Annotated in this window: 15 protein-coding genes; 5 read left to right on the forward strand and 10 right to left on the reverse strand. The window is 44.3% G+C overall.

The window, feature by feature from the left end:
- From Q8W40_RS05905 to Q8W40_RS05915, 3 genes are all read right to left on the reverse strand, one after another.
- The gene (locus Q8W40_RS05905; RefSeq protein ID WP_305396318.1) at nt 1–1,692 is read right to left on the reverse strand and encodes a 4Fe-4S dicluster domain-containing protein; all 1,692 of its coding nucleotides are present in this window, start codon (nt 1,690–1,692) and stop codon (nt 1–3) included.
- Between the two features lie 205 nt (nt 1,693–1,897).
- Complete coding sequence (locus tag Q8W40_RS05910) at nt 1,898–2,533, reverse strand: DUF3306 domain-containing protein (protein ID WP_305396285.1); 636 nt, start codon at nt 2,531–2,533, stop codon at nt 1,898–1,900.
- Nucleotides 2,523–2,954, reverse strand: a complete 432-nt coding sequence (locus tag Q8W40_RS05915; RefSeq protein ID WP_126607096.1) for a DUF3305 domain-containing protein — start codon at nt 2,952–2,954, stop codon at nt 2,523–2,525. The genes Q8W40_RS05910 and Q8W40_RS05915 overlap by 11 nt, the downstream gene beginning before the upstream one ends.
- Before the next feature lie 167 nt (nt 2,955–3,121).
- Here Q8W40_RS05915 and Q8W40_RS05920 point away from each other — a divergent pair, with 167 nt between their 5' ends.
- The 3 genes from Q8W40_RS05920 to Q8W40_RS05930 all read left to right on the forward strand — a co-directional run bounded on the left by Q8W40_RS05920 (nt 3,122) and on the right by Q8W40_RS05930 (nt 7,527).
- On the forward strand, nt 3,122–3,949 hold the full coding sequence (locus Q8W40_RS05920; protein WP_305396286.1) for a formate dehydrogenase accessory sulfurtransferase FdhD: 828 nt from the start codon (nt 3,122–3,124) through the stop codon (nt 3,947–3,949).
- Nucleotides 3,950–4,230: 281 nt separating this feature from the next.
- Nucleotides 4,231–6,138, forward strand: coding sequence for a methyl-accepting chemotaxis protein (locus Q8W40_RS05925; protein ID WP_305396287.1), 1,908 nt, complete (start codon nt 4,231–4,233; stop codon nt 6,136–6,138).
- Nucleotides 6,139–6,513: 375 nt separating this feature from the next.
- A complete protein-coding gene (locus tag Q8W40_RS05930) occupies nt 6,514–7,527 on the forward strand; it encodes a thrombospondin type 3 repeat-containing protein (protein ID WP_305396288.1) in 1,014 nt (337 codons plus the stop codon).
- A gap of 87 nt (nt 7,528–7,614) precedes the next feature.
- Here the strand turns inward: Q8W40_RS05930 and Q8W40_RS05935 are convergent, their stop codons facing one another.
- The 5 genes from Q8W40_RS05935 to Q8W40_RS05955 form a co-directional block, all read right to left on the reverse strand.
- On the reverse strand, nt 7,615–8,109 hold the full coding sequence (locus tag Q8W40_RS05935; RefSeq protein ID WP_305396289.1) for a GNAT family N-acetyltransferase: 495 nt from the start codon (nt 8,107–8,109) through the stop codon (nt 7,615–7,617).
- 12 nt (nt 8,110–8,121) lie between these two features.
- A complete protein-coding gene (locus tag Q8W40_RS05940) occupies nt 8,122–8,427 on the reverse strand; it encodes a DUF6506 family protein (RefSeq protein ID WP_305396290.1) in 306 nt (101 codons plus the stop codon).
- 69 nt (nt 8,428–8,496) lie between these two features.
- The gene (locus Q8W40_RS05945; protein WP_305396291.1) at nt 8,497–8,985 is read right to left on the reverse strand and encodes a GNAT family N-acetyltransferase; all 489 of its coding nucleotides are present in this window, start codon (nt 8,983–8,985) and stop codon (nt 8,497–8,499) included.
- 89 nt (nt 8,986–9,074) lie between these two features.
- A complete protein-coding gene (locus tag Q8W40_RS05950) occupies nt 9,075–9,680 on the reverse strand; it encodes an HAD family hydrolase (RefSeq protein WP_305396292.1) in 606 nt (201 codons plus the stop codon).
- Between the two features lie 128 nt (nt 9,681–9,808).
- Nucleotides 9,809–10,258, reverse strand: coding sequence for a GNAT family N-acetyltransferase (locus Q8W40_RS05955; RefSeq protein ID WP_305396293.1), 450 nt, complete (start codon nt 10,256–10,258; stop codon nt 9,809–9,811).
- A gap of 380 nt (nt 10,259–10,638) precedes the next feature.
- Here Q8W40_RS05955 and Q8W40_RS05960 point away from each other — a divergent pair, with 380 nt between their 5' ends.
- On the forward strand, nt 10,639–11,118 hold the full coding sequence (locus Q8W40_RS05960) for a hypothetical protein (protein WP_305396294.1): 480 nt from the start codon (nt 10,639–10,641) through the stop codon (nt 11,116–11,118).
- Entirely contained in the window at nt 11,115–11,573 is a 459-nt protein-coding gene (locus Q8W40_RS05965) for an ABA4-like family protein (RefSeq protein ID WP_305396295.1), read from the forward strand. The genes Q8W40_RS05960 and Q8W40_RS05965 overlap by 4 nt, the downstream gene beginning before the upstream one ends.
- A 94-nt stretch (nt 11,574–11,667) precedes the next feature.
- Here the strand turns inward: Q8W40_RS05965 and Q8W40_RS05970 are convergent, their stop codons facing one another.
- A complete protein-coding gene (locus Q8W40_RS05970) occupies nt 11,668–20,835 on the reverse strand; it encodes a hypothetical protein (protein WP_305396296.1) in 9,168 nt (3,055 codons plus the stop codon).
- A gap of 369 nt (nt 20,836–21,204) precedes the next feature.
- Entirely contained in the window at nt 21,205–21,849 is a 645-nt protein-coding gene (locus tag Q8W40_RS05975) for a GntR family transcriptional regulator (RefSeq protein ID WP_305396297.1), read from the reverse strand.
- Nucleotides 21,850–22,055: the final 206 nt, after the last annotated feature.

A 22,055-nucleotide genomic window follows, 5' to 3' on the forward strand; every position in this document is an offset into this window, starting at 1 on the left:
TTACACATTGAGCTGCTTTTCTGGCTGGTCAGCCAAGCTATTAAACATATCGACGACACGGCAGTCCTCGCACATTGCAATCCTGTTGATGGCTACTTCGTCAGAGAAATGCGAGTGACCGCGTAACTTATTTTGAAGCATGTCGATCATAGATTGAGGGGCAAACGGTTTACCACATCGTAAACATTCCGCGGCTTTTTCTTGATGAATAACTTGAACCTGTTTGCGCTGAGTTGCGTCCCAGTTAAACCTTGGTGTAAGTGTTAACGCGTTCTCTGGACAGGCTTTTTCACACATTCCACATTGAATGCAGTCTTGCTCCACGAAGTTTAGCTGTGGCGAGACTCCGTCATTATGAAGCGCCCCTGTTGGACACACGGCAACGCAGCCCATGCATAAAGTGCAATCTTTACCGACACAACTTACATTGCCAAAAGGCGCACTGGTTGGAATGTTGGTTATGGTTTGAACGGGAATGTGGTTAACCGATAATGAATCGAGTGCCAAGAAAAGGCGCTCTCTTTTCGAACCGTTTAATACACCAATTGGTGTACTTAATAGAGAAGGCGTTAGGTGAGAATCACTCAAAACAGGCTCACCGCCTTTCAGCTCTTCTAAATACAAAATTTGAATACGAGAAGGATCTAAGTTCATTTGGCTAAGTAGTGTTTGGGCGGTTTCTACTTCTTGCCCTAACACTCTTAGAATTGTCGGAGGCATTTTTTTACTGGCAGCAAACATTACCTGACATGCGCCATTGACCAATGCTGCGAACCACGTATCCATTCCTACTGAAGGCAGTTCCTCTAGTTCAACGGGTATAACGTTGTCTGGTAGCGAATCTAAAGCCATGACGTTGTAACTTTCGTGTCGATTGCTACAGAACAAAATGATGGGGTTCTCCCCACTCGCCTCTTTATAATTGGCTAGCAGCTTTTCAACGAACGATTGGGTTTGAACGGGTTCGGGAATTGCGTAGTGGATCGCTTCTGTTGGACAGGCTGTTGCACAAGTTCCAACGCCTTGGCATAAGTAAGGGTTTATCTGAATCTTATGCCCAATTTGATCATTACCATCGCTCGTAAGTGCACCTGCTGGGCAGGCATCTACACAGCGGTCACACCCTTTAATACCCCGCGAGCTGTGGGCGCATTTGTCGGTATCTAATCGGAAGTATTTAGGCTTATCAAACGTACCCATAAGATCTGGTATGGACTCTAAGGCTTCAGGTAACGTTGGGTATCCACGTCCGCATGGGAAATAACCGGGTACAGGTACTTCTTCGCTCATAATACCGTTTAGGGTCATATCCAGCACAATATCGAAGCAGTCGTGACCAATAGCTGCAGTAGCTAAATTCACGTTAGTTCCATCATGGTTCACGGTAACCTTAAAGGCACCAAGAAAACCTTGAACGTTGGGTTGTTGCCCAAAATAGAGGCGAGATGGATTGATCAGTTGGCTTCTATCTGCATCTTGTTCGGTACACAGCAGTGTAAGAGATGAAAGCGAATCGAGCTTCGCCTCTATCTCAGAAAGGATTGAAAATGGACCAATCACGAGTGTGTGACCCCCACTGTGGTAGCTGACCGTTGGGGGAATTAGGTTGGTCAGCTCCACAGTGTTGGTTAACGCTGCTGCTCTTGCTCGTCCATTCACGCTAGAAGCATTTTGAATTTTTTGTTTTAACATTGCTTTTGGTTCTAACATCGCTTTATGTTCCATGTGTGAGCGTGTATTCCGCTCATTTAAGAACCAGTAAAGCAATTAGCGATCCAACCGCAGTCTATTGAAAGAATGGTGTATTTGATGTTTGCGTTTTGTGCGCAAGGTTAAATGGTTGTGACAATTTGTCGCAGGTTGTTTTATAAGCAAGGAGTCAAAATGTACCTACTTTCTATGTGGTATATTTTGTCTCGTTCACTCCTGAACTAGGCTCAATTTCTTCAGCTTGAGGCTTATTTTCTTCTATTTTTGGTTCACCAGAGTTTGCTTCAAGCGCTTCTGACTGCGGTAATAATTCTTCAGAGCTTGTACTTTCATTTTCCTTTAATTCCCTGTCTTTCTTAGCTATTTCTTTATTTTCTTCTTCTTCAGTCTCTTCGTCTAACTGCTCTTTCACCCAGCCTCTTAGCTTTTCAGCGGCTTCTTGGGTGAGGTTGCCTACCTTCGAATAGTCGTGATCGTAGTCATTCAAGGCGTCGACCTCACTGAATTTGCCACTTAGGAAAAGCTTTCTTAATGCGGCTTTCTTAACGGCTGTTTCTGCTCCTTTGCTCAATAACTTTGCTACAGATGGCTCATCCGATGGATCTTCATCTTCTAGCGGAAGTTCTGTAGACGTTTTACTTTCGCAAGCGCCCGCATTTTCGTAAACGTCAGTATTTTCAATGGCGTCAGTATCCGCGATATCGACTATGTCCTCGTCTTCTTTGCCTAAAAGGCTGTTTTCTTCGCTTGTAAGCAACGTTTGTTGTTTGTCGTCTTCTTGTAATTTGCGCTGCGACCAACGCTTTAAAAAATCACTTGCCACTGGCTCTGCCCGCCCCTTTACGTTTTTTACGTTTCTGTTCTAAAAGTTCACCATGCCGCCCTATGAACGCTTCCATCCACGCTTGAATCGGCAAGGGCATTTCGATGGAAAGCACTAAATAATCGCCATCAAGGTAACTGGCAGCAACCGATTGAGATGCAGTGAGTTTCACTGGTTCTAAGGTGTCTAGGTTTTCTAAAGCGAGGAATAGCTTGGGTTGAACCGAGCTTAGATTAAACCGATAGTCTGTCCGTTCATCTTTATACAGCTCTAATGCCAGAGTTAATGGGTTTGGTTCGGTTGGCTTTAGATCCACACCTTTCCATTCCCATTGTTGGGTTACCCAGCGCCCTTCTCCTACGTTCTGGCTCTCGAGTTGGCATTCAATTGTCCAAAGGTTTTCACTCTTTTCCAATGACATTTCAATTCTCATCTTATACTCAGACTTTGATACTCATAGCAGTCGAAGCAATTCTTACGCCAACGCTATGAACAAAAGCTACGCACGAGCATTAAGGCAAAACAAAATGGCAGGGTTATTGCTGTGCTGTAATGAACTCAAAAAGAATACTCTGTTAAGGAATCTCTGTGTCTTACCAACCCAAAATAATAAAAAGCGGAAATACCCCATCTCCAACTCAAGAAGTTGAGGTGTTTGATGAGTATGGGGAGCGCATGGTTAAAGAAATCGCATGTGAACGCCCTATCACCGTAATGCTGAACTGGAAGGAAATCGTAACCTTGATGACGTTAGGCTCGCGACCTGAAGCTCTGGTTTTGGGTTACTTAAAAAATCAAAGTTTTATTGAGGATCCGTCGGCCATTGAGTCTGTCATTATTGATTGGGAAACTGGTACGGCAGCGGTGATCACCAAAGAAAATATCGATCACTTAGAAAAAGCGCTAAAGAAGAAAACAGTCACGTCGGGATGTGGTCAGGGCACCATGTACGGCAATGTAATGAAAAAGCTGGAAAACTATCAAGTTCCGAACGTAGTGACTAAACAGTCTGATATTTATGCCTCGTTAGAAGCGCTAACCCATCACAACGACACGTATAAAAAAGCAGGCGGTGTTCATGGTTGCGCAGTGTGCCGACGAGAAGACATTCTCTCTTTTGTTGAAGATGTCGGGCGTCACAATGCTGTGGATACCTTAGCTGGGGAGATGTGGCTAAATCAGGAGTCGGGAGAAGACAAGATCTTCTATACAACGGGGCGATTGACATCAGAGATGGTCATTAAAGTGGCTCAAATGGGTATTCCTGTTTTGCTATCACGATCTGGTGTCACCCAAATGGGGTTAGATTTGGCCAGAAAATTTGGGATCACGACTATTGCACGAGCAAAAGGATTGCGTTTTCAAGTGTTTACTGGGGCAGAAAAAATGGAGTTTGATGTAAAAGGAAATCAATAAAGCCCTACCAGGAAATAAACTTTCTTCCTATTTAAGAAGGTACTAATAAGCACCTTCTTGCATTCTATAAATATCATGCTATCTGTTAATAGTACTGCCTGTCATAAAAAATAAATATAACTGTAACATTTGAGATCGGTTGATCTTAGCCGGCAGTCGCTTATTTGATTTAACGAATCATGCCGTATCGTTTTATTTAACGTCAGTCCAACCAATGAAAGCGAATTTACCTGTGCGAGTGCATACGGTAAATGACATCTTTTGGGGTCAAGGAGCTAGGTATGCCATTGAAAAAAAACAGCGCAAGTGCACTTTCGCAATTTAAGATTAAAACAAAGCTTCTGGCGGTCACTGTATCGCTATTGGTTTGTATTGTTGCCTATGCGGCTTATGAAAGCAGCGTCAACCAAGAGCTAGAAAGCCTTCAGTTTGCAGCAGAGCAAAATGCACAAAGTGAAACAGAGCTTCTCTTACTCCGACGACATGAAAAAGACTTCTTGGCACGTAAAGACCCGAAATACATTAAGAAATTTGAATCTAGTTACAATTCACTACTTTCTAGGGTGAGTAACTTGGATAGCCAGCTGGCACAATACGCAACCCAAAGTAATACCGATTTCGACCATATTGAACGTACTTTGGAGCAGTACCTAAACCAGTTCAATCGACTGGCTACCCAGATGTCTTATATTGGGCTAGATGAAACTTCTGGATTACTTGGGGATCTCAATGCTACAGAAGTAAAGCTCAATAACCTGCTAATATCTGCGGACCGCCCTAGCCTCTCCAATGATTTCTTACGCTTGGTAGACAGCCAAAATCGATTTTTCTTGACGCAACGTCACGAACAATTCCTACAGGTTCAAAAGCATTGGCAAACGTTCCACAGCAAAATTCAGGCTCAACCATTATCAACGGCAATGGTTGATGCACTCAGCTTGGCATCAAACGATTATCGAGAAGCATTTGGTGAACTTTATGAAGCCTGTAAAGCATTGGGCTTAGATCACAATAACGGTATGCGTGGTGAGCTACGAAAGAATGTGCACGGAACAGAGGACAGCTTAAACAAAATGCAAGCTCAGATAGACGCTCTGGTCAATCAGTTACGTGGTGAAGCCAAAGTCAAACTTCGCAGTTTCGGTATTGGCATTGGGCTGTTTATTTCGTCATTGCTTATCTTGTTAAGTTTCCAGATTTCCAATCGCCTTATCAACGTAAGAAATATGATGCGCAACATCGCGGAAGGTGAAGGCGATTTAACCGTTCGCATGAATGATGATGGGAAAGATGAACTCGCTCAGCTTAGCCAGTCGTTCGATCAATTTGTTGGTAAGCTTCAAGACAGCATCCTCGAAATGGCAGCAGTGACTGTACAACTTGCTCACGCTGCCGAATCCTCCCAAGTTGCCGCCAATACGAGCATGGATAATGCGGAGCAGCAGCAGTTAGAATCCTCTTCTATCGCCACTGCCGTCAACCAGATGTTGATGACTACGAATGAGATTGCATCGAACATTGAAAATGCAGCAAGTACTGCCCACAAAGTGAAGATGGATGCAGAAGAAAGTATGCGTCTTAGCCACATTGCTGGAGACAGCATTCAAGGGCTCACCGATAATATCACCAACTCACAAAACTTGGTGTTGCAGCTAGAAGAGCAAAGCACGGAGATTCAATCCGTTGTCTCGGTGATCAGCGAAATTACTGAACAAACGAATCTACTAGCGTTAAATGCTGCGATTGAAGCTGCACGTGCCGGTGAGAACGGACGAGGCTTTGCAGTCGTGGCAGATGAAGTAAGGCAACTGGCAAAACGAACCACCGATTCCACCAAAGTCATCGAAGAAACCATCAGTGGTTTATCAATAGGCGTAAAAAACACCGTAAACTTAATGCAAGAAAGCTTGTCGCAAGCCGGAGATACTAATCAGCAAACCATCAATGCAGTTAAAGCGATTCAGCGTATCGTCGAAGAAGTGAGTGCCATTTTTGATATGAACTCACAAATTGCAACGGCATCGGAAGAACAAGCCATGGTTTCGGCAGATATAGACAGAAACATTACTCACATCGCCGATTTGGCTAACAATACCAAGCAAGCTGTGAATGTGTCAGTCCAAAACAGTGGAGAGGTCAGTCAGGCCGCAGGGCGATTAGAAATGATCGTTGGGCAGTTTAGGTATTAGGTTTAGTTGCTGCCGTTATTATAAGTTGTTGATTTCTAGATTTACCTTATGCATTGCCCCTTACTTTACAAGGAGAAAGCACTGGTTAGGTATGATCTTGGTGTTGTACCAATACAGACGTTGAGTTTGACAATAAAAAAAATATTTTTTTAAAATTTTTGCTATTTCAATTAAGTAGATTGTTCTCTGTTATTTTTAGTGTTTGAGCTAATTATGTAAGTACTTAATTGTGTTGCAGTTGCGTTTTATTATGATTCTCAAATTGCAACGTACTTTTTTCTATGGAATCGACATTCCTGTCTCATGTACTAGTCTTTCAATATTACTGACACCTTAGTCAGTAATCGGGGTGTGAAAAACTGTTGGAGGCAGAAAATGTTTGGTCGAACTAAGTTATATTTGAGCTTTATAATAACGATTTTCTTTGGGCTTTCGCATATTGCGAATGCCAGTGAAGTTGTGGTTTACACTAGTGATAATACTGTTGGTACTTATCAGCCCATATATCCGGCATACGCCGATGGAAATTGGACTAACTCCGTATGTAACGTTGATTCATCGATCGGGTTAGATGCGAACTGGCTAGCAAACGGAAACGCGTACCAATTTGGGACTAACGCTCACCCATGGCAACCAGGCGTTCAGTTAGATGCTCAATGGATCAACGCATGGGCAAATTTAGGCTCTCAAGGCCCGGGTGGACACAGTTGGACTCGCTACACTCTTGAGGTTACTGGAGTAGGTGATTTTGACCTTTCTCTTCTTGCAGACAATTGTTCTTGGGTGTATCTCGATGGAAACTTGGTGGGCTTTCAATCAGCTTATTGGAATGTTAACAACTTAACCTATCCAGTTCAGCTTTCCGGCACACATTCTTTAGACTTCATCATTTTTGATGGTGGGGGTTTGGCTGGCGGAATGTTCAAACTAGAGACCAACACTGGAAGAACCTATTCGGATGATGATGGTGACGGATTGTCTAATCAAGAGGAAATTTTGGTTGGTACTTCACCGACAAACCCAGATACAGATGCAGATGGAGTATCCGATGGTGAAGAAGTCTCGGCGGGTTCAGATCCACTTGATGATACTAGCTTCCCAGTTGTGGACTCAGATCAAGATGGTATAGAAGATGCGGATGACTACTGTTCGGATACAGAATATGGCGCCGTGGTTGATGCACAAGGTTGTTCCGGAGCACAAATTGTTGCTCAAATGTGTTCATGTTCTGGTCCATCTGAAAACCAAGCTTGGAAGAGTCATGGTCAGTACGTAAGCTGTGTAGTTCGAGCTCGCAAAGTTGTCTTGAAATCTGGGTTGATTACCGAAGAAGAGGGTGAAATTATTGTTGAGGCAGCAGCCCAAAGCTCATGTGGTAAGAAAAACTAACGAAATAACTTAAAACACAGAGAGCTATGAATTGGCGTACAATGCGATTCATAGCTCTCTTTTAGCTTTATAACCAGTTTTAAAATATTAATGCCCCGAGTTAAAATCGAGTTTGTATACACCGCCCGCCTGATTGAAGCCTAGCTTGACAAAAAGATCGATTGAGCGTGTATTGTCCTTATTGATATCGGCTAAAAGTGACGAAATGCCCAAATTTTTTGCGTGCCGAAAGAGCATAAGCAGCGCGTCGGACATGATCCCTTTCCGCCAAAATGACGCATTTAAGAGGCAACCTACTTCGCAAACTGTGCCACATTCACTAAAAGAGTGAATACCGCATGTCCCAATGACCTTGCGAGATTGGTTCTCCACAATCGCCCATTCATACGACTCCCCCGACGCCTTGAGTTTATTAACGCTCTCCATCATTTGTTTAACCATACTGATAGTTGTAAATGTCGGATCGGATGCGAACTCCATGACTCTCGTATCACCATAAATTTCAAATAGATCATTGGTATCGTGCTGGGTAATAGCGCGTAAAGTCAACGTATGGCTTTTTAACGTTGGAGTGTGATTCATGATTCTCTTTTGTTAGTCGGAATTAGGGATAAGACGAGTTAACTTCTGCTGTTCTTTACTACTAAATGTGACATAACCAATGGGGACTTGAGTGTCTAATTGCGCGATGACAAACTCAGCACTTTCTTGACCAAATCCCCCGCACAATTCTATGACCTGAATACCTTGGTTTATCATTGTTTCTGCTACGAGAATGGCTTCTTCGTCGGTACTCACACAAACGACTTGTGTGGAAAAGCCTTCGGTATCGAGCCTTGCGCTATCTTTCGTATGGCGGTAGTTGTTTGCTTTGACGATAAACCCATATTTTTCCAACATGGTGCACTCCATTCTTCTTAAAAGCAGTTATCCAAACAAATTTAGTATCAACATAAACTTAAAGGTTGATCAGATGATTAAGCGCATTTTTGAACTTTGCTCTGTTTTTCCTGAAGGAAGGGTGACTTCATTCGCTTGACCCGAATATTCAAACCCAAAGGCTTGGTAAAGCTTTTGAGCTGGTAGGTTCGAGCAGTACACCTCAAGATTTAATTCTTTGTACCCAAATCGTTTGCTGTCTAATATGACGGTATCAAGTAACTTTCGACCAATACCAAGACGCCTAAAATCGGCGTGTACTTGCGCTCCTACAAAACCGATATCATCCGAATCCATCCCACACATTGTCCCTGGGAACGCCTCAATACTTCCTACAATCTTTCCATCTATTTCAGCAACAAATTGGGGGATTTTTTTCTCTTCAATTTTACTTAAAACAAACGAGATCTTTTCTTTTGGAGGCGGTGGGCTTCTAAGATAAATACCTTCATCAAAGACACCTTGCCACAAAGCAAAAAAACTTTCTAAATCGGTTGAACGAATTCTTCTAACTTCCATGTTTCCTCATTGTTTTACTTTAAAAAGTATATGTTGACTCATTAGGTTGATAAACGAACTGCGTCTCTTTTAATGCCTATTTAAAGCGATTATCCGCAAATAGCTTTTTCTAGGAATGCCAATGTTTCTTGTGTGGAACGATGTAAAATGCTTTCAATTCCTAAAGCGCGCGCGGATTCGACATTTTTATATGTATCATCAACAAAAACACACTGTGCAGCGGTAACGTTTAGTTGCGTCATTGCTTGACCAAAAAATGATGGTGAAGGCTTGGCAACACCGATATCAGAAGAATTGATGACCTTGTCAAATACCCCTTCTAAGGCGGAATTGGAGAGATCGGAATTTAAGCGGCTAGTCGCATTAGTAACTAATACTATCCGTATGTTTGTATTTAAGTTGCGGATACTATTGACAAAACCCAGATCAAGCACCGATTTTTGTTGTGACCATTTATCCACCAAGCTCGCTGCTATTTCATCACCGAACCCTTCAGCTAGCTCCACCTTAATATTTTCGCACCACTCTACGTGAGTGATTTTTCCTGTTATCGCAGGCTGCAGTTGGTTTTCCGAAAACGCACATGAAAACAGTGGATTACTGTCTAGACCGAGTTGTATGGCTAATTCATCCAATTCAACGTTTGACCAATGACGAATAACCCCATCAAAATCAATTAATACCGTATTTTTCATGGAAACCTCATGAACTTGATGCTTATACCGAAGTAACCTCAGAATACTTGATTCAGTAACTTTTCTACCAAAGAGTAGTGAACTTGGGTATAGCTTGCCTGACGCCGAACTACCGGTTGTTAGCCTGATTACTCAAGATTCAAATAGAGCCTCAACATATCTTTATGCTGTATGCCATTTTCAAAGATTGGGTCTGGATAATTAAGCAGGAAATGATCTTTAGCGACGGACTCTACTCTGAAGCCAATTCGTTGATAATAAGATAATTGGTATCCAAATGTGCCTGTACCAAGTTCCACTTTTTTTACATTTTTAAACCGTAATTCAGCTAAGGTGTACCGCATTAGCTCTGAACCGATACCGCGCCCTTGATGGTTAGGTGTAATGGATATGTTGTAGATTTCCGCAACGTTGTGGCTTTTCAACTTCACCACACAAGCACCTATTATTTCGCTATTTTCTACAGCTGCGAAACACCAAGATCCTTCTAAGTACGACGAAATACTGCTCTCACAAGGGTCTGCCTCTAGCAATAGACAAAGGGGAATTTCATTACTTTTGACTTCCGTAAAATCCAATTGGCGTTCCTCGTCTGTTTAACACCCTATCTCTTATGCCATAGGTATCGTTTTTTTGCGACTTATAACGCCTTGTTTAAGACGCACACGATGTATTCTAGGTAAACTTCTTTTCATCGCAACAACCTTACATTCAAATGATCCCTATTTGGTAGAATATGGAACTGATTTCCTGTAACACTATATTGGCTTTAATTTGTTATCTCATCCCATCCATTTTAAAAAGTCGTTTACAAACTCTGTATGTGATTGCTATGCTTCTTTCGGGCTTACAGGGCGCCCTTCTCGTGAAAGTCATTCCACCTGTGCGTTAAAATGACAAATTACTAACTCTATTTTCGACCAAAAACGAGGCCGGTCAACAGAACGATGGAGTTCGTATGCACAATCGAAAAGTACCCGCTCAAGATCCAACACCGCAAAACTCTCCTAAAACGAATGCTCAAATCGAGTCCCTTTTACATGAAGCTCGAATGCTGCATCGTGCCGCGAAATCCGGCTCTGTTTCTCGATCTCTACCTGCATTAAGAAGACTTCATGCCGCTGGTGTCTGCTATGGCGTATCGGTTTCTGGGTTATACCAACAGCGGGAAACCTTACAACGTAAACATTTCCTGCGAATGCTCGCAATAGAAGCAGGTTATTCCAGTTGGGAAAAATACAAACCTGTTTTGCTCGCGCCGCCTGAACACGCTACTAAAACAAGACACTTTGATGAAAAATGTGTTTCGACACTAAATTTGTGGTTCTCTTCAGAGCAACAAGCGCAGGAATATGCCGAGCAGCATGGAGGCGATGTACTTAAGTACGGGCACCAAGCGGTCGTGCTTCCAAGTCCATTAGAAGGAGAGAAATCATGATTGCTCACCTAGCTTTTGAAATGGGCAGCAGCTTGGCACTGTTAGGTTGGTTGTGCTTGGTTGTGGGTGTGATAATGGGTTCTAACAAGTTTAGTGGTTGGTTTTTATTGTTTGGTGGCCGCTTCATTCCTTTTTTGCTTTCGATTCTTTATGTTTCTCTGGTAGTTAAATTTTGGGGAAGCGCGCCCAATGGCAATTATGCCAGCCTTTTTGGTGTAGGCTTGCTGTTTGAATCTGAAGGAAACCTAGCCGCAGGTTGGATGCATTTTTTGATTTTTGATCTGTTTATCGGGCGCTGGATGATAGACGATGTTAAGCAATCAAAAAGCACAAAATGGCAACTGATTCCATGCCTACCGCTTACGTTCTTGTATGGACCCGCAGGGCTACTTTTGTACTTTGTATTTAGAGTGTTAGACAAGCACAAATCTCCGTTAGCCAACGCTTTGGGATAACGCTAGCCACTCAGATCACTTGATAAAATCAACCGGTCTTTACGCCTTTGCTGCTTTCTTCCATGTCGCACAACACCGTAAAGACCGATCCAATCTAAATGCATACGGTAACGGTTTTCTTCAATTTCCAAACCCCAACCCTAACGCCAAAGCAGCCGTTAGTGCCAATGTGTACCGCACCTAGCGTGGTATCCGCAATCAAACGGAATTGCCCTAACGTGTTGAACGACATTTTCATCGTGGCATAAAAAGGACCAAAGCTTCCTAAATTAACGCTACCATTCATGCTGGTACCACTCCGACCAAAGCTGGTATCTACCCCCATGGTTTGTCCGAAAATGTCAAAATCTGTTCGGAATGCAAAACTTCCGTCCAGCGCGATATTAAGAGTGACATCCGCCGCATCCATTCGATAGCGTGTGCCCGGTATTTTGACAATCAAGTTGCCTTTGAACTGAATATCAGGAATGTCCGTACCACTTGATTTATAAATGGTCATGATCCCGCTACCTAACGCAATTGGGCTGTTATTTCCAAGAACGCCATTCCCTACCCTTTGCCCAGTTGCCGACATAGCACCATTAGGTTGCGCGTGTATTACCCACCTGAATTCTGGAAACAACGGAACGGAAAATTCGGTGACCATCACTAGCCCAGTACTAGAGGAAAGCGTTACATTGCCATTTGCAGCGAAACCTAAAACATTCAGTGCCTTGTTCGTCGCGGTAAACTCCCAATCGGTAGGCGATTTATATATCCCAGACATCTCTACCGACACCAAACTGCCACCCGCTCCAATGGGCAGCTGCATTTTTCCAGACAGACGTAAACCTTGTGATGAGAAGATACTTCCGCCACGAGTAGGCAAATAGGTTTGAGCAGAAGCGGTCACCTCTGAAAAGGTATACCCTCCAATCGAGACATCACCGTTTGCGCTAAAGCGTGCTCTTGGAAAGGAGAACTCTGTCGGTGAGTAAACACCTAAACTGGGTCTGTCTATTTCAATGCTACCCGTCATACCGCCCAGCCCTGGAATATTGATGTTGCCTTCGGCTTTAAAGTCTTTATCCGTTACGATTACTGTACTGCTGCCAAAACGCAGATTCGCTAAACTGGGTATACCGAAACCAGCTGTGGCTGTGCCGCTAAACAGAAACTCTCCGTTGAAACCAATATCCCCCTCAATGGTTGTTTCGATCGGCTCAAGTTCGTAGAAACGGAAAACGTAGCGCCCTTCTAGTTCCATACCGCCAGCTGTGCCATCGATGTAGTTAAATCGACCAGTATTAGGGCTGACTTTGATGGGCGGTGTTAACGTATAGGAGAGCTCACCAAATTGACCAGGCATTAAGGCAATTTGATTATTGCCCTGTACGATCCCGTTAGTTAAGTCGATCAGACCGTTGTTGACGCAATCACAAGTTGCCCCAGCCCTCACTGCTAGGTCAAAAAGCGACTCCACGACAGGCACACCGCGCATTTTTATGCCTTGCTCTGTGTAGAACGACATAAATTGTGGTGTCGCGTCACTGTAGATCATAGCGACGCCCGCCTGCCCCACCTCTAAACCAAGCTGTACCGGCGAGTTTATGGCTTCTTCAATTTCAGCAGCTTTGCGAATATTGAGGTTCAGCGTGCCGTTCATACCAGTGAATAACGGATCCCCATCACGCGTACTGATGTCCGACAGCATCTGACCATCAAGTCGCCATTCTAGTGGTAGATTGGTCACGGGCACCGTGAGGGTTCCTGTGAAATCCAATTGTCCGTTGTCTGAGTTTGGTATTTGGCTGGCTATCGGTTGATGATTAAAGACCAGATCTCGCCATGATCTATCAGGGTTATTTGCCCAGTTACCGACAAACTGCAAGCGCCCTGCAGGGTTAACGGAAATCTCTCCCTCTAATTCATACGCGCCTTGCTTGGTTCGTTTGATCTTACAGATGAATGTTGGGTCGCTGAAATCTCCTTCTATACGACATTTGCCGCCCTTTGATAGGTCTATGTTCAAATTGCTCAACAAGCCACCGTCAGAGAACTTTCCAAATTCGATGGTAAAGCTATCTCCCACGGTTAAATCAACCTTAGGAACAGACGTGGTGATATCCTCGAACGCAATGGGCGAGTTGTACGGCAATATGGGCTCGTCGGAAAGTAGTGGCATTAATATGGTGCCGCTCCCCATCAAAGAGCCTAACTCTGGGTTAAAGGTTAAATCCCCCACATAGTCGACATGATAAAGTGAAGCTTGCTCTGAAGGCGTACCTACTGGAACAGGTATTTCTTGCCTTAAACGCGATACTTTAAATTCTTCCGTGGCGGTCGAGAGTTTGATATCGCTTAGAGTATATTGTGCCACTGATGCTCCGTTCCCAGATACAGGCGCTGGCAGTACAAGTGTCCCACTTGACTGTGTTAAGACAGGGCTACATACGTCTATTGAGGTCAAACGACCAAACCGCAGTTTTGATCCGTCTGAAAGGTCGAGTTCCATACCTGGCACACTGAAATCTTCAATGGCAACAGACGCTGTTTGGTAATTTTCATCAAAGCTGGTCGCGCCGCTGTTTACTTGTGTCCACAGCTTAGGCTTGCCATAGCCGCTCAAATACATATCTCCGACCACATTCATAACGTAGCCTTGCTCGGTTGAACGAATACGAATTTCACCATCGATATAAGTGGGTGGAGACGGCAGATTGAAGCAGGTTAACGGGATTTCTGAACCTGTTCGAACAAAAACACCGTCGTTCAGCGTGAACTGTCTGAGATCGAAGACCAAACCGTAAGTGCCAATATACACAATACTAGGCACATCACTTACGTTGTTTGGGTTGCTCCCTTGCCCCGCTTCAACCCCATCGTTCACGCTGTCTTTATCGGTATCGTATTGTCTTGGATCCGCAAGCCAGCTTTTGCGAAGAGGTGGTAACGTATAGTACTCAACGTGATCGCTTAAACCATCTCCATCGGTGTCGGGATTATTTGGATTGGTTTTCGACAAAGTTAATTCACGTAAATCGGGCAATCCGTCGGCATCTGAATCCTTCTGGAGGGGATCGGTTGGCGAAACCTGACAGGTCTCGTAAGAGCTTAAACACTGTGCTTCTGTCATCGCCGTTTGCTGTGCGCAATACGCATCAAAGTTGCAAAGGAAAGCGCCTGTCGACGACCCAGACCCACAAATTGCTCTAGGAATACAATCCCCTTCATCACCGCAGATTTGGTGGAAATCCGTTCCGCACTGATAACGGCTAGATGTACCCAGTATCTCTTCTTCGTCGTTTATGCCGTCGCCATCCGTGTCGGCATTTTTAGGGTTAGTGGCTCCACCAGCACGATTGACCTCAGCACCGTCAATTAACCCGTCACCATCCGTATCGGCAACGAGCGGATCGGTGTTGAATTGATTGATTTCGTCGTAATCACTGAGACCGTCGCCGTCGCTGTCCGTATTTTGAGGATTGGTGCCTGCAATGCGCTCGCTATTATCAGGGTAGCCATCGCCATCTGTGTCTTTAAGAGATGGGTCACTTTCACCTATGTCTACGCGCCCATTACAGTTGTTGTCTTCCCCAAAATAGTTTCCTCCAACATGCAAGCCTAGCCCATCCAACCCGTTACCATCGCTGATGCCATCACCATCAGTGTCCACCAAAGCTGGGTTTGAAGTCGTATTACTGTCTGCATCAGGAGTAAATCCACCGTAACCGGTTGTCGCCTCGGGCTTACCGCCAACAGTCACATTGGTGTAGGTATTGCCGTCGCAGGTTTCAGCGCCAACAAGCATTAACGTATGTTGGCCAATGGGGCAGCTGAGACCAAGTTCTACACCATCAGAAATACAATCGTTATCCGTGTCCAGTTTGTTGGGGTCGGACTCATTCGCTTCAACCAATCCGTTTCCGTTACGATCTTCCAAACCATCCGGAATACCATCATCATCTCTGTCGTCATCCACGTAATCGCAAAGTGGCAATGCGCCAGACCCATCGAGTGCATCAGTACAATAGGTTGAGAGATCAGAAAGGTCGTCAAAGTTCGACTCTGGGCAATCAATATCAGGAGCAGCGCTTGCGGCGACACAAGCATTTCTTAAGCGCTGTAACTGGAAAGCTTGCTCGACGGCGTCATCGATTCCATCTGCGTCGCTGTCTAGCGGTGTCGGGCTGGGATCGTTGTTATCCGTAAAATCGGCAACCCCATCGGGTGTGCCTGCAACAATCAATGAATTTCCAGACACAGTTACAGATTCAAAACGATCGGGATCCTCTAATCGATAATCTAGATCAGAATCAATATCAAAGCTGTTTAGACCTAACTGCCGTTCAAAGCCATCCGTCAACCAGCCCACTGAGCCAGCGAGAATACCAGCGTTGGTGCGATAGCCGTCGCCATCGGTATCCGCTTGCATTGGCGCACTTAAACCCCATGGTAAATCACGATGTAATTGAACGGTTCCAGTTACATTGGGAACACGTCTGGTTTCTTCAAAATTGTTGTAATTTTCTAAAGTAATGGTACTTGGTGTAAAGCTTTGCGGAACAAAGGCGATCTCATCAATAAATGAGCTATCTCCTGTCACATTGGTTTTCACGTCTATTTCAAATTCTGAAGTGGCATCAACACTGCCCACGTATTTCCAATCATAATGAAGTGACAGATCGGTAATGCTCGTGCTGCTATCCAAAACACCGGAATAACGTAGATCCACGTCGATAGACTGAGAAACACCTAAATTATCCTCAGACGCTCGAATGTAGAGAGCATAGTCCATGGCTTTCAGCCCAGAGATAAAGTGTTCGGAAGACGTTATTTTTAGGATGGAATCTCCTGCTGTCGCACCTTGAACTTGAATAGCTTGGCCATTTAGTGCTTTGCGGTTGCTTGTTACCGTCGCAGATTCACTACTGTAATGCTCGGCTGACAACCAAAGTGTTTCTAACGATTCTTGATTATCAACAATACCGTCTAGGTCAGAATCTTTTCGGGTTGCCAGTGTTGGAATCGCTGGTATTACGTCCAGCTCTGAGTAGCCAATTAGGTAGACATTCAGAACTCGAATGTGGTTACCACTCAAGTCGACATCAATACTGGTTTGTCCGGATACCGTTTCGATGACATTGTTCGCGATAAACTGTGTACCATATGGATGAACGGAATGGCTAGTAATCTCACCCGGTAATCCGGCTAAAAATGCGTCGACATCTTGATTGATTACTGTCGGTTCAAGTTCCACCAATATTCGATAAGCGATCGCGTTATCAGGAATATCCATTGTGAAAGTGCTTGGTATGAAGTCGCTGCCAGCGGAAGAGCTGAAATGTTGAGTTGAAACGTTGTAACCAACCGTTAGCTCTTTGCCGTCTAGGATTCCATCTAAATCAAAATCGGGGTTGAGAATGCGAAGATCTTTGCCATCTGGAATGCCATCAGCGTCGGTATCGTTGCCGACGGGGTTACTCATTCGGACCAAGTCGCCTTCCCTACATCCTGCTTCATCCCTGCCGCAAATACGCACTTCTTGGTTATCAAGCAGACCATCACCATCGCTATCATTAGACGTTGTCGACATCCCATTGTCACACTCGATGCCATCGCTTAAACCGTCTCCATCAGTATCCGCTTCGAATAGGTTTGAATGACAGCTTCTAACGGTGTCGAAAGAAGAGATGAAGTTTAGCGGATCATTTGCCCCGCCAACGACAATAAAGTCTGGCATCGCTTCGCGATTGTCCCTTACTCCATCGTTATCGGTATCATTGCTTTTCGGGTTACTGCCAAGAACCAGAATTTCATAGGCATCGGACAGATTGTCGCCATCAAAATCGGCATGTTGGTAAGCATCCAACGCCAAGTCTTCCACCACTTTTTGGCTCAAGCAGTCTTTGCGGTCGATAGTTTGAAAAATATTCGGAATCCCATCTGCGTTGCCATCCCATGCGACGAATATGGGGACTTCCCCTGCTGCTTTGCGATCGATGATGTATTTTCGACTCGGCGAAGCCAGTTGACCGATACGAAGAGAATAATCGGCACCGCTGTTATCGAAAATAACGATATCGTACCCGTCGGCATCATCTCGGTCGTTGGTTTCATATATGGCAAATATGGCATCACCCGGATAAGGGTCGCCAAATATTTCTTGGCTAAACAGTAAAGCACTAGCAGAAGCCGAAGCCTCTAAAAAGCCTTGATCGATACCAAAATTATTTTCTTCGCCATCTTTTAAACCATCGCGATCGACGTCATCAACGAGCGCGTTATGTGTTGTAAGTGTATACGCTTCACTCGGTGCATAATGAATACACGACATGCTAGGAAAAGCAGGAAGGCCAACAGGACCCGTTGGACCACCGCCTGGGTTAGTCGGATCGGTATCGTAAGTCCAATGTGCGGCTAACGTAGCAAAATTCAGATTTTCAAATATACTGTCTGTCTCGTAGAATTCGAGGGTGTCTCCATCTAAATGGCGAACTTGAAATGCGCCAAAATTGGTTTCTTCATTTAGGGTATAGCCACGCCCACTCGGTATATCTTTGTTGCCGAGTCTGAAAACAATCAGTTCAATGTAATCACTTAACCCATCATCATCACTATCGAAGTCTTTTAAATCCGTACCCAGTAAAAACTCTTGTATATTGCTGAGCTTGTCACCATCAGCATCCAATGCAGCATCCGCTGGGTTAACCGGATCGAAGCCGTTGTCCAACTCATATTTGTCACTTAAGCCGTCGTCGTCAGTGTCGACTTTATTTGGATCGGTGCCGTTTACAAATTCGTTGACATCCGTAATCCCGTCGCCATCACTGTCCGTTATGGGATTATTGTCACTACTGTCTAACGGGTTTTTGCCTAGTGCGATTTCTTTACCATCAGGAATAATATCGTTATCGGAATCACTGTCGATCATATTGGTGAAGCCATCACCATCAGTATCCAACAAGGCATCGATTTCGTCGGCATCGAGCCAACCATCGTTGTCTGAATCGGTATCGGCTATGTTAATTAGGCCATCTTTATCTGAATCGAAAAGTGGACGACTTTCCTGATCGTCGTTAATGCCATCGCCATCGCTATCGGTGCTCAATGGATTTGAGCCTAGGCTGACTTCTTGCCCGTCGGTGTGCCCATCGCCATCAGAATCTTTAACGAGTACATTGGTGCCCAAGGCAATTTCATCGCCGTCATTGAGCAGGTCTCCATCACTGTCTGGATCATTTGGCAAGGAGTTGTTATTTTTTTCAGCCAGGTTGGAAAGACCGTCTGAATCAAGATCGTCACTGGCGTCATTAACGTTTATATTCAGGCCGTAGAGCACTTCATAGTCATCACGTAAACCATCGCCATCACTATCGACCAGGTTGGGGTTAGAGTTTTGTGTGTTTACTTCATCGCCATCCAGTAAGCCGTCGTCGTCTGAGTCGTTATCATTTGGGTTTGTATTGGCAGTAATTTCTGCGCTGTCGCTCAGTCCATCAGAATCAGTATCTCGTTTTAGCGGGTTTGACCCCGTTGTTTTTTCCGCGCCATCGCTTAGCCCATCACCATCGGTGTCGGGCACAAGCGGGTTAGTTCCATCCCCCACTTCTTGAGCGTCAGTAACGCTATCCATATCGCTATCTGATAACAGGGGGTTAGTGCCCAGATCATACTCTTCACGATCATTTAAACCATCACTGTCGGTATCGGTAAGTAAAGGGTTAGTGTTCAATTCCACTACTTCAAATTTATCGAGTAACTCATCACCATCTGAATCGGGTTTTAATGGATCTGTGCCATGTGTATTGACTTCAGCGTTATCGGACAAGCCATCCATATCACTGTCTGCAACTCGGGGTTTGGTTCCGAGCGCAATTTCCTGTCCATCATTTAGCCCGTCTCCATCGGAGTCTGCGACGTTAGGATCCGAGCCATTATCAAATTCTGCCCCGTCACTTGCGCCATCGTCATCGGTATCGGCAGATAAAGGGTTCGTATTGAAGTAGTCGACTTCAATACCGTCTTCAAGCCCATCACCATCGGTATCGGGCAATGCAGAATTGGTGTTGTACGTCGCTTCTCTGGCGTTCGAGAGTTCATCACCATCATCATCCGCTTCACCTGTACAACTGGCAGAGCGAGGGTTAGGGCTACAAGGTCCTTCAGGGTCAAAGGCATCTAACGGGTTTGTGTTGTTTTGGTTCTCTTCAAAATCACTGAGGTTATCGCCATCGGTGTCTGCCTTCGTTGGATCAGTTCCCAATGCGCGTTCTTGCGCATTAGTTAATCCATCACCATCCGTATCACAATCGTCTGCCGAACTATTAGGGCTGCATGAATCCAGTGGGTTACTGCCATCTCGATTTTCATCAAAATCGTTAACGCCATCTCCGTCGGTATCCGCTACATTTGGGTTGGTTCCCAGAGTTTGCTCTTGTTCGTCACTTAAACCATCGCCATCGCTGTCTTTTGCTGCTGGTGAAGGAGAAGATGAAAGGTTGTCTTGAACCGTTTCAATGGTGAGAGAATCGATATTGCTTCCAGCCCCCGAATCACTCGTTGATAACACCACTAAGCTATTTAGCAGTTCGTTTTTAACTGAATCTGGGTTGGCTTCAATCCGGCTTTCATAACTTTTGATGAGATCGGTTATCGCCTGAACCGAACCGCCATTGCCTCGCCCTTTCGTGACTTGGCTTAAACCCGCGAGAATCAATCCATAGCGATCCGCATCGGAACGCCCATCTGATTGCTGGGTGTTAAAATCTGTAGGTACAACTTGCGTTATGTCTATGTTCGTTAAGCCAACACTCTCAGCGACTTGTTTTGCTTGTAGATCAAAATCCGATAGATCGTTATCTTTTTCGGCACGCTGAACCGCCATTTCTGTCAATGGTGTAACGGCCGTAATAACCGTTTGCCCCGCAGTCACATTAATAACAGATCGAAGAACTAGTGAAGAGGCGTCAACACGTTGCCCTGTCGATTCATCCAAATACTCCCCACCCTCACACCGAACAATAAACAGACCAGAAGTGTTCAGTTGTATCTCTAACTGACCGTTAACACTTAATTGAGGACCGCCAACAACGTTGTTTTCATCGTCCAACAAAGTACAGGATGCACCATCCACGGGTGCTTTAGAAATCGAGATATTAAGTGTGGTAGCTTTAGAGGCATTGTCGCTACTGTTGGTATGGCTTCCTCCTGTATCACAGGCACTAAGCAACAGAGCAGATGACAGCCCAACGGCAGTCATGAAGTATTTGTATGTGTACATAGAAACCATTCCTTGGCTTTTGACGTCTTTTCCATGCTTCTAACTGTTATGCAGAACTAGAGCTAAAATTTGAATTTGAAGCTCAAGTTTTATTCGCTAGAAGATACGCATTAAAGTAACTGATAAAACAGTCAGATTTTGAGACAAAAGAATAAATAAACGATTTTTTGCTAATTTAGGAATGACTTAATATGCTTATCCCCTGACAGGGCATTTGAGTTGGGATACGTCCATTTGATGGGAATAAGAATATTAAATTCTTAGCAAAAAGCAGGCGCACTTTCAAAGAATTTGGAGGGTGAGCAAACGTGATGGCTCAATTGCTGTAAGAGGAAACAGGCACTAAATCAAAATGCGATTAATCGTAATCTACAAGTGACCAAGTATGCTATCACGGCTAGATCGAGTATGCGCCAACAACTGTTTTCGAGTTTCTTCTACATCACGTTTCGAAATTACATTTAAAATGGTGATATGTTCTTGTTGCCCTTCTCGGCTGCGTTGTAGTGCATCATCATCAAAAACATGCCTTGCTCTAGTCATGTGTGCGGTTAATTCATCAAACCATTTTTCGAACTTCGACATCTCGGCTAGTTGAATAATTGACATATGAAACTGATGATCTATCTGCATAAATCGTGGGTAATCAAAATTTGATTCTTCAGCCACTTGCAACAAGACACTTGCTTCATCGATCAATTTTTGCATATCCGCTATTTGACGATTACTTACATTATGCAGCGCAGTTGGTGTAATCCAATACTCAATCATACTTCGAGCTTCAAACACTTCTTCAATGACACTTCTAGACAGTGGTGCAGTAAAAGTACCCACTCTATGGCGGCTAATGACAAGCCCTTCATCGCGCAAGCGTGATAGTGCGTCCACAATGGGAGCTTTACTGAATCCAAACTTGGTTTGCAACTGGCTTATATCCAATTTTTCATTCGGTTTGATTGAATTACTCACGATGCGATCACGCAATTCTTTGTAAGCTACTTCCGCCAAATTCATTGAAAAACCTTTTATTTATCATCATTCAAAATCTTGCTTGAAACAGTATATGACAATCCGTGTATCGTCAAATATTCCTGTTTACCCTGTAGAATTCTACACATTCCATATGAATTCTACAGGATGGTGTTGAATTTTAAAATTGAATGTGCGAAGTTAATGGTGCGGTTAAAAAACAATCAATCTTTTTTACTCACACAAGGAAC

It is taken from the genome of Vibrio penaeicida, from assembly GCF_030689305.1.
Classification (GTDB): domain Bacteria; phylum Pseudomonadota; class Gammaproteobacteria; order Enterobacterales; family Vibrionaceae; genus Vibrio; species Vibrio penaeicida_B.

What these genes read in the sequence shown, in the direction of transcription:
- Q8W40_RS05905 (WP_305396318.1), bottom strand. Translation starts at nt 1,692, where the DNA reads ATGTTAAAACAAAAAATTCAAAATGCTTCTAGCGTGAATGGACGAGCA.
- Q8W40_RS05915 (WP_126607096.1), bottom strand. Translation starts at nt 2,954, where the DNA reads ATGTCATTGGAAAAGAGTGAAAACCTTTGGACAATTGAATGCCAACTC.
- Q8W40_RS05925 (WP_305396287.1), top strand. Translation starts at nt 4,231, where the DNA reads ATGCCATTGAAAAAAAACAGCGCAAGTGCACTTTCGCAATTTAAGATT.
- Q8W40_RS05930 (WP_305396288.1), top strand. Translation starts at nt 6,514, where the DNA reads ATGTTTGGTCGAACTAAGTTATATTTGAGCTTTATAATAACGATTTTC.
- Q8W40_RS05935 (WP_305396289.1), bottom strand. Translation starts at nt 8,109, where the DNA reads ATGAATCACACTCCAACGTTAAAAAGCCATACGTTGACTTTACGCGCT.
- Q8W40_RS05940 (WP_305396290.1), bottom strand. Translation starts at nt 8,427, where the DNA reads ATGTTGGAAAAATATGGGTTTATCGTCAAAGCAAACAACTACCGCCAT.
- Q8W40_RS05945 (WP_305396291.1), bottom strand. Translation starts at nt 8,985, where the DNA reads ATGGAAGTTAGAAGAATTCGTTCAACCGATTTAGAAAGTTTTTTTGCT.
- Q8W40_RS05950 (WP_305396292.1), bottom strand. Translation starts at nt 9,680, where the DNA reads ATGAAAAATACGGTATTAATTGATTTTGATGGGGTTATTCGTCATTGG.
- Q8W40_RS05960 (WP_305396294.1), top strand. Translation starts at nt 10,639, where the DNA reads ATGCACAATCGAAAAGTACCCGCTCAAGATCCAACACCGCAAAACTCT.
- Q8W40_RS05965 (WP_305396295.1), top strand. Translation starts at nt 11,115, where the DNA reads ATGATTGCTCACCTAGCTTTTGAAATGGGCAGCAGCTTGGCACTGTTA.
- Q8W40_RS05970 (WP_305396296.1), bottom strand. Translation starts at nt 20,835, where the DNA reads ATGTACACATACAAATACTTCATGACTGCCGTTGGGCTGTCATCTGCT.
- Q8W40_RS05975 (WP_305396297.1), bottom strand. Translation starts at nt 21,849, where the DNA reads ATGAATTTGGCGGAAGTAGCTTACAAAGAATTGCGTGATCGCATCGTG.